We start from the raw sequence: 7,479 nt of genomic DNA, 5'->3' as shown, positions 1-7,479 counted from the left end.
AAGCGCTTTGCGGATCAGCTCAAGGCGCGTGAAGGTGGCGATGACGAAGCGCACCAGATGGATGAGGATTATGTTCGCGCGTTGAGTTATGGGCTGCCGCCGACGGGCGGCGAGGGCATCGGCATCGACCGGCTGACGATGCTGTTGACCGGCTCGAAATCCATCCGCGACGTGATTCTCTTCCCACTCATGCGGAGCGCGAAGAACGTGGAGCAGGCTCAGTGAAGATTCTCTTTGTCGGCGACATCTTCGGCAGCGCGGGGCGCAAGATCGTCGCTGAGCACATTGGACACCTGCGCGAAACACACAGCGTGGACCTGACCATCATGAATGCCGAAAACGCCGCCGGCGGTTTTGGTGTTACGCCAGCGATTGCCGAAGACCTCTTTGACCTGGGCGCGGACGTACTGACTACCGGCAACCATGTATGGGACAAGCGCGAGTTGATTGATTACCTCAATGGGGTTGCCGCGGATGGCCATGAGCGTGGGCGGCGCGTACTTCGGCCTGCAAACATGCAGACCGGATTGCCAGGATACGGCGTATATGAAGGTGTGACGGAAAGCGGATTGCCTTACGCCGTGATCAACCTGATGGGCAAAGTCTTCATGGGCGGAACGAATGATCCGTTCTCAGCAGTGAACGATCTGCTCAAGAAAATTACTGCCAAGGTAATCTTTCTGGACTTTCACGGCGAGGCCACGAGCGAGAAAGTAGCGATGGGATGGCATCTGGATGGACGGGTGACAGCGGTTGTGGGCACGCATACGCATATCCCCACAGCCGATGAACGGATTCTGCATTACGGCACTGCCTACCAGACCGACGTAGGCATGAGTGGGCCATACGACAGCGTGATCGGCGTGGAGAAGGAGATGGTGCTGAACCGCTTCCTGACTGGGATGCCGGGCAAGTTCGAAGCCGCCAAAGGCAATCCGAAGCTGTGCGCCGCGCTGATTACATGCGATGCGGAGACTGGCCGCGCTTCGGCTATTCAGCGCATCATGCTGGGAGAATAATAACTACTGGGGCGGCGGAACGGCCTTGGCAGCATTCGAGGCGTAAGATCCGGCGACCGGCTGCCATTGCGCCTGGCCCGCTTTCGGCACTGGGTGAAAGGTGTAATCCGCCACACCGGTATGAGTGGCCTTTTTGAGCACGCCATTGCGGTCAAAGGTCATTGTCCAGTCCTTGACGTTAGAATCTGTCGTAGCAATCACGATCGTTGCGCCGCCATCCGCTTGAAGATTTAGAATCGGGGCGCCCATAGGTGTCAGCGTGCCTTCGCTTCCAGTACCCGCCAGAGCTGCATAGCAGACCGCGATTGCTGCCCAATCAGGCTCTCCGGATGTTCTCTCTTCGGCCAGAATGTGATTGAAAGACGCAATCGTCATGGCATTGACCGGCGCGGGAGAAAAGAGCGAGTAACCGCGGCGCTGAATGGGAATAATGCGGTCCTTGCCCTGCCCAAAGCGCGGAATGGAGGCTGTAAAGGCGCTTACGTCACCCTTGCCCTCCGTGCGCATAAAACGCAGAAAGAGATGGCCGGGAAAAGCCGGGCAGGCAATCTGGCTGTAGCTCCAACCGTTGGGGGTAAAGTCCATCAGGCGCATGCCGGCGCGCTCACGAATGGAATTTTCCTCATTGGACTCAAGCTGCCGGTCCTGCGGGGAAACGGCGGTCGCGGGAAGAATCTCCACCGTGTATGGAAGCCTGGCCTTGATTGGAAATGGGGTGTGGAGCGGGGCTGCCGGCGGAATTGGACGCCAGACGGAGGCATCTGGCTGGGGCTGCTGGGATGGAACAGACTGAGATTGCATCGGAGCCACGAGACCGGTGGCCGCGAGTAGAAGTCCGAGGGGAACAATGCGGAAGCAATCCATGCTAAGTCTAGGGTACCAGAATGACAAAGGGCAGCCGCAGCGGCTGCCCTTTGCTTTCCCAGGAGAGAGTATCTCAACAGGCAAAACAGCCTGCCGAAAGATGATTAGTTGTGGTGAGCGGCTGCAGGCTTGCGAACCGGGGCCTTCTTCTTCTCCGCCGGAATGATTTCGCCTTCGCGCATGATGATCTGCGCGCCGGCTGAGGTGGTGTCAGTGGCTGCAACCTGGGTGTAGCTGTCGAAGGTGCCGGCGATCTCCGCTTCGGGAGCGGCCTTGAATTCAAAGCCGACCGGGTAGAGCTTCAACTGCGGATCCGTCAGAGGTGTCTTCAGGTTGATGATGAAGTCGGCAAGCTTGGAGTCCTTGGCGTCCTGCGTCACGGCAAGCTTAACCTGCTCGGCTGTGATGGCGATGACAACGCCCGGCATGCCGGTGTTCTTATCCTTGAGGACGGCCCACATCTTGTCGGCGTCTCCAGTCACAACCGTTCCATCCGGATTTGTGACAGTCTTGGAGCCGAGGGCAAGAATGGTTTCCTTGTCGGCGAGAGCCAGGGTGTTCAGATCAGGCGTCTGGGTGATCAGATCATGAATCTGCTCCGCGGGGCTCTTGGCAGGAGTGATGTTGATGGTGCCCGGAGGAAAGAGCGATGCGGCTGCCTGCTGCTTAATGGCATCCAGGCCATCGAGACTGCCGTGGAACTTCTTGTAGAAGTACTCCAGTTTAGGCTCGATCTGCGCCTTGTAATTCTGAGGCGAGGTAGGCGCAAAGGCCCAAACGCGAGCATAGAACCAGATTGCTTCCTTGAGGTCCTGGTCCTTACCGGGCTGGCTGTAAGCCTGCGCCATGAGCAGAGTGTCATTCAGACCGGCTGACTTGCTCTCATCATCCGAGTAGAGCTTTAGCTCGGAGCCGTACTCAGTCTGCGCGCCCTTGTAGTCCTTCTTCGAGACCACATCGTCCAATGCGATTGTCGAGTGGAAGTATGGACCGCCGACGTGTTGAACCTTTTGCCAGTCCGCATCGCTCATGCTGGCAGGCTTGGTGATCGTGAGCCCCTTTTGCGAGAGAGCGGCAGCGTCATCGCAGGTCTGTGCGTCGCTGGTCTTGGCGCACTGCTGCTTCTTGATAATCACGGAGTAGAGGATCGCCTGCGGATTATTGGGATCCACCTGAAGAATACGGCTGGCAGCGCTGAGGGTGTGGTCCGCGTCCTGCGCCGTCCAGTAGATTCCCAACAGCTCGTTCAAAACAGATGGCTTCGCGATGGTCTGCGGGTACTGGGTAAGGAATTGCTCGTAAGCTGCAGCCTTCGCCTTGGGATCGGACTGAGACGCGGCGTTCTGGTAGGCGCTATACTCAGCCGGATCCTTGATGCTAAGGTCCTGTGCGCGCAGTACGGGGGATGCGACGAACGCGGACACGGCGAGCGCCAGTGCCGACGCAAAGATAAACTTCTTCATTCAGTGCTCCTGGGAAGTAGCCTTGTAGGAATCATTTCTGCACGCGCCGATCCGAAGACGAGCGTTCTGTCGTCCGCGGCTGAGAACCGCGGAACTGCCACGGTTTCTGATGCGGTGTTGGTTGGATTATAAAAAGCCCCGCTCGCTCTGACAAGCACAGTTGTCTCCGAAAAGAACAATTCTTCATTAGGCGCCGCGAGACAGTGCCTATTCGAGGTTAGACACCATCGGATCGCAGAGTGTTCCCATAGAGTTGGACGTCAGTTCAATGTATACGTGTTGAACCGGAGATAACTTCGCGGTTTTATTGCAGCAGACGGACAAGATCCACCTGCTCGGCGAGGAACGCGTCGTGGCCATGATCGCTGGTCATCTCGCGGTAGTCGATGGAGACACCCACCGAGCGGATGGTCTCGGCAAAGCGGCGGACATCGCCGGGCGGAAAGAGCCAGTCGGAGTTGATGCCGACGAAGGTGAGGTGGGCTTTGATCCTTCCAAAGGTCTCCTGCAAAGAGTTAGAGCCACGGAGCGGATCCCAGGTGTCCATGGTGCGGAGGATTGCGAGGTAGGAGTTGGCTTCAAAGCGTTCGACGAAGCGACGGCCCTGCTCGTCCAGGTAGCCGGCGATGTCGAAACGACCGCCGATGAGGCCGCCGCCAAAGTCATCCAGACCCCACGGGTTTTCGCCATTTCGATTAGGGTTACGGGCAAAACGCTCGTCTAACAGCGGGCCGGATTTATAGCTGAGCATGGCAATCTGCCGGGCCAACGAGAGACCGCGGCGCGGGGGTTTTTGAGGCAGGTAGCCGCCGTTTTGCCAGTCAGGATCGTGACGAATGGCCTCGCGTTGGAGGTGATTGAGAGCTAATCCCATTGCGCCGAGCGGAGCTACGCCTACGATCAGGGCTTTTTCTACCCGGATGGGAAATTGGATGGTCCACTCCAGGGCCTGCATCCCGCCCAGCGAACCGCCCATGACGAGGCGCAGCTTGCGGATGCCGAGGGAATCAAGGAGTTTGGATTGGGCGCGAACGTTGTCATGGATGGAAATGAGAGGAAAGTCTGCTCCATAGGGCTCGCCGGTTTCAGGATTGACCGACGACGGCCCCGTGGAGCCATAACACGACCCGAGCAGGTTGATGCAGATGACGAAATCGTGCTCAAGGGAGAGCAGCGCGCCGGGGCCAAAGACCTCCGGCCACCACTCCCCTACCAGCGCGGAGCCGGAGAGGGCGTGGCAGACGAGCACCGCATTGTCGCGCGCCGCGTTCAGCTTGCCGTATACCGCATAGTGCAGTGTGACTCCGGCAAGCGTTCGACCGCACTCCAAGAGCAGATGCTCGTTCAGTACGTAATCGCCTTCGTATGTAGGGGTCGGGTTGGGCGTGCGCGGCTTGGGCGGTGTGTTCTCCGCTTCTTTTGCCGCGCCTGCTTCCACACCCTTATCCGTCTCTGCCATCACCTTCATTATTGTGCCGTATGAACCTCGGCTGCCGCACCCGTGGTTGCTCTACTGGTAAAGGCGTGGCCGTTGGCGGCTGCAATGGCCTGGTCGAGATCGGCGAGGATGTCGCGGATATCTTCAATGCCGACTGAGAGGCGCACGAGCTCGGGCGTCACGCCGGTTCCTGCCTGCTCTTCCACGCTGAGCTGCTGGTGGGTGGTGCTGGCGGGATGAATGACGAGCGATTTGGCGTCGCCGATGTTGGCAACGTGCGAGAAAAGCTCCAGATGATCGATCAGCTTCTTCCCTGCTTCATATCCGTCCCCCTCTTTTCCAGCCTTGATTCCGAAGGTGACAAGAGCGCCCTGGCCGCTGGGCAGGTATTTCTTTGCGCGGGCATGGAACTGGCTTGATTCGAGGCCGGGATAGTTGACCCATTCGACGCCGGGGTGCGCTTCGAGATGCTTTGCGACGGCCAGAGCGTTTTGCGAGTGGCGTTCCAGGCGGAGGTGCAGCGTTTCAATGCCTTGCAGGAGCAGGAACGAGTTGAAGGGCGAGAGTGCTGCGCCGGTGTCGCGCAGGCCCTGGACGCGAGCCTTGAGGATGAAGGCTAAGGGTCCGAAGGCTTCGTGGTAGCTGAGGCCGTGATAGGAGGGATCGGGCTCGGTGAACTCCTTGAAGCGGCCGTTGGCCCAGTTGAATTTGCCTGCGTCCACGATGACGCCGCCGATGGTGGTGCCGTGGCCGCCGAGGAACTTGGTGGCTGAGTTCACGACGATGTCAGCGCCCCACTCGATGGGCCGCACGAGCGCAGCAGATGGTGTGGTGTTGTCGATGACTAATGGGAGATTGTGTTCGTGGGCGATGGTGGCGAGGCGCTCGATGTCCACTACGTCGAGCTTGGGGTTGCCGAGGCTCTCGGTGTAGATGGCGCGGGTTTTGTCGTTGATGAGTGCGCGGATGCCGTCGAAGTCATCCGCGTCTGCGAAGCGCACCGTGATGCCGAGGCGCGGCAGCGTGTAGTGAAAGAGATTGTAGGTGCCGCCGTAGAGCGAAGTCGTCGAAATGATCTCGTCGCCGGCTTTGGCCAACGTGGTCAACACCAAGGTTTCGGCGGCCTGGCCGGAGGCCGCGGCCAGTGCGGCTGCTCCGCCTTCAAGCGCGGCTACGCGCTTTTCAAAGACATCCGTGGTGGGGTTCATGATGCGCGTGTAGATGTTGCCGAATTCCTTGAGAGCGAAGAGGCGTCCGGCGTGGTCGGCGTCCTGGAAGAGATATGAGGTGGTCTGGTAGATGGGCACGGCGCGGGAGCCGGTTGCGGGGTCAGGCGATTGGCCGGCGTGGACTGCGAGGGTGGCGAAGTGGCGCTGTTCTTCAGACATTTATGACTCCTTGGTGCGGTTTCGTTGCGGTCGGTTTAGGTCGTGACTGGAACCGGGAGATGCCTTGGAGGATTGAGCCAAATGGGAAGGCCCGAATCCTTGAGGACCCGGGCCGGTTTGCTCTTTCAAGATCGTTTGCGCTTATCGCATTCGCTTCTCTGGAGCCAGGCGGACGGGTCTCATCGTCATGCACATACACATGCACATGGTGGAGATGGCCGCTGCTAGCTCAAAAGCAAAGCGCATGGTTTGAAGTATCTATGGGATGGTGGGTTCTGTCAATTGTGGTATTCGCCGGGCGGTGTATCCGCTTGAAAAATCGCTGCAGGGGCTAAAGCCCGTGCTTTTTATTCGGACATTTACGGCCCGACTGAAGTCGGGCCCTGTTACAAAGCAATCTTCATTGAAAGATGGCTATTCGTCTGGCTTCCAGATGTAGGCGTTGGGTTGGGGCAGACCGATGTGGGCTAAGACTCGGTTGACGAATTGTTGGGCCATCTCTTCGGTGTTTGTTGGATGGTTGTAGAAGGTGGGGATTACCGGGAAGATCACCGCTCCTGCTTCAGCGGCGAGGGTCATGTTGCGGAGATGGATGCGGTTGAAGGGGGTTTCGCGGACGCAGAGGATGAGCGGACGGCGCTCTTTGAGGGTGACGTCTGCGGCGCGGGCGATGAGTGTGTTGGCGAGGCCGTTGGCGATGGATGCGAGCGTGCCCATGGAGCATGGGAGGACGATCATTCCGGCGGATGGATGGCTGCCGCTGGCGATGGATGCGCCGATGTTCTCATCGGTGTGTTGGATGGTCTTCTTTGGTTCGGTGCCGAGGAGTTTTTCGGCGAGGCTGTTGCGGCCGGAGATGGATAGCTCTTCGGCGAGGACTCGGAGGGAGTTTTCGCTGGCGATGAAATGGATGCGGGAGACGCGGTCGTCGGCTTCGAGGGCGCGCAGCATGGCGCGGGCGAAGAGTGCACCTGAGGCTCCGGTAATGGCGAGAGTGAGTTCCATAAAGCAGCTTCTTGCCCCTAGCTCCTAGCTTCCAGCCAAAATGCCTGAATTTGTATGAGGTTGAACGGAAACTATCTTGTCAAAGTCCAGCGCATAGCCACCTGCTTCACCGAGATGCTTATATGCTTCAATCATGTTTGTAGAAACAAGCTCGTAAAACAATTCATGTTCGTCATAATCCGAATCATGAAATACGGCAAGCACCTTTGCAACTAGCCTTTCGGAATCAACGGTCTCAATCTCAACTGTCTTGTCGACATGATCTTTAAGGCACTGAATTTGAGATTCCGTCATTTGCTGTC

General features: G+C 58.3%; 8 protein-coding genes. 2 read left to right on the top strand and 6 right to left on the bottom strand.

What is annotated here, in order from left to right:
* Window positions 1-225: amino acid--tRNA ligase-related protein (locus ABSG47_RS03965; protein ID WP_424166675.1), on the top strand; the 225-nt coding region annotated here is incomplete at its 5' end.
* On the top strand, window positions 222-1,019 hold the full coding sequence (locus ABSG47_RS03960) for a TIGR00282 family metallophosphoesterase (protein WP_424166672.1): 798 nt from the start codon (window positions 222-224) through the stop codon (window positions 1,017-1,019). The genes ABSG47_RS03965 and ABSG47_RS03960, both read left to right, overlap by 4 nt.
* 3 nt (window positions 1,020-1,022) lie before the next feature.
* On the opposite strand, the gene ABSG47_RS03955 is transcribed toward ABSG47_RS03960, so the two are convergent.
* The 6 genes from ABSG47_RS03955 to ABSG47_RS03930 form a co-directional block, all read right to left on the bottom strand.
* Entirely contained in the window at window positions 1,023-1,883 is an 861-nt protein-coding gene (locus ABSG47_RS03955; RefSeq protein WP_424166670.1) for a hypothetical protein, read from the bottom strand.
* A gap of 104 nt (window positions 1,884-1,987) precedes the next feature.
* Entirely contained in the window at window positions 1,988-3,346 is a 1,359-nt protein-coding gene (locus tag ABSG47_RS03950) for a hypothetical protein (RefSeq protein ID WP_424166668.1), read from the bottom strand.
* Window positions 3,347-3,650: 304 nt separating this feature from the next.
* Complete coding sequence (gene metX / locus ABSG47_RS03945; protein WP_424166666.1) at window positions 3,651-4,805, bottom strand: homoserine O-acetyltransferase MetX; 1,155 nt, start codon at window positions 4,803-4,805, stop codon at window positions 3,651-3,653.
* Between the two features lie 8 nt (window positions 4,806-4,813).
* Window positions 4,814-6,172, bottom strand: coding sequence for an O-acetylhomoserine aminocarboxypropyltransferase/cysteine synthase family protein (locus ABSG47_RS03940; protein ID WP_424166664.1), 1,359 nt, complete (start codon window positions 6,170-6,172; stop codon window positions 4,814-4,816).
* Window positions 6,173-6,586: 414 nt separating this feature from the next.
* Window positions 6,587-7,177, bottom strand: coding sequence for a UbiX family flavin prenyltransferase (locus ABSG47_RS03935; protein ID WP_424166662.1), 591 nt, complete (start codon window positions 7,175-7,177; stop codon window positions 6,587-6,589).
* Between the two features lie 24 nt (window positions 7,178-7,201).
* Window positions 7,202-7,471, bottom strand: coding sequence for a hypothetical protein (locus ABSG47_RS03930; RefSeq protein WP_424166660.1), 270 nt, complete (start codon window positions 7,469-7,471; stop codon window positions 7,202-7,204).
* Window positions 7,472-7,479: the final 8 nt, after the last annotated feature.

The organism is Occallatibacter sp., assembly GCF_049510455.1.
Classification (GTDB): Bacteria; Acidobacteriota; Terriglobia; order Terriglobales; family Acidobacteriaceae; genus Telmatobacter.
This window is presented reverse-complemented; position numbering and strand designations above follow the sequence as displayed.